Source organism: Mesorhizobium sp. M7A.F.Ca.CA.004.04.2.1 (genome assembly GCF_004022825.1).
Lineage (GTDB): Bacteria > Pseudomonadota > Alphaproteobacteria > Rhizobiales > Rhizobiaceae > Mesorhizobium.
Map to the genome: position 1 here is coordinate 1 of NZ_RZPH01001574.1, position 781 is coordinate 781.

Consider the following 781-nt stretch of genomic DNA (forward strand, 5'->3'; position numbering starts at 1 on the left):
TCCGGGAAACGTGCGCAGCGAACCCGCGGACCATCGTCATATGACGACTAGGAAGCCGGCCGCATTCGATCAACCATGAAGCCTCAGAAGGGAGATGCATCATGGCCAAAGGCGGCAATCCATCAAACAATCACGACGGCGAATTCATAGTGTCCGGGCCGGGCACTGAAAATACCGAGCGGTTCAAGCAGGCGCTCAGTGTTTCATTTGCCGAGCAGACAGCCACATCAATGAACTATTTCAAGCAGTCGGACCCTAACGACGAGGGCCAGATCTCCGCTCTTGGCGAGGCAAAAATTGATTACCTGAAAGCACAGTCGGGCTGTTACTGGACCGAGGAAGCTGAAAAATGGACCAGGGCAAAACTGAAACGCTTTGCCGATCGCAACGATCGAAAGCGAATTCTAGGCAACAGTTTCGATCGCTCCGAAATGGTTGTCTTGCCGCGCCGCAAAGATGGGGCGATGCCGATGGAAACGCGGCAACTGCAAGGCGATCCCTATGAGTATTTCCATTTTTGGCCTGGCACCTTCGGTAACTACAAATACAGCTGGTTCAACCGGACCGGGGACGGACGCATTCTGCGAGACGAATCTTACGAGTGGGATGGGGCGCCGGATTTGGGCGGCTTGGTATTTTTCGAAAACAACAGCGCCGGCGATAGAGATTACCTGCACGCCATGCTCGAAAGCGGCATCTGGTTTACCTACACTCCCAAGAAGACCGGCCGGCTCGACTTGTTTGCGGAATTCGTCTCCACCTACGACACAAGGTACAGGTG

Annotated in this window: 1 protein-coding gene; it reads left to right on the plus strand. The window is 54.3% G+C overall.

Annotated features, from left to right (window positions below; genetic code table 11):
• Positions 1 to 101: 101 nt before the first annotated feature.
• On the plus strand, positions 102 to 781 hold a 680-nt coding region (locus tag EN893_RS36220; RefSeq protein WP_164901508.1), incomplete at its 3' end, for a hypothetical protein.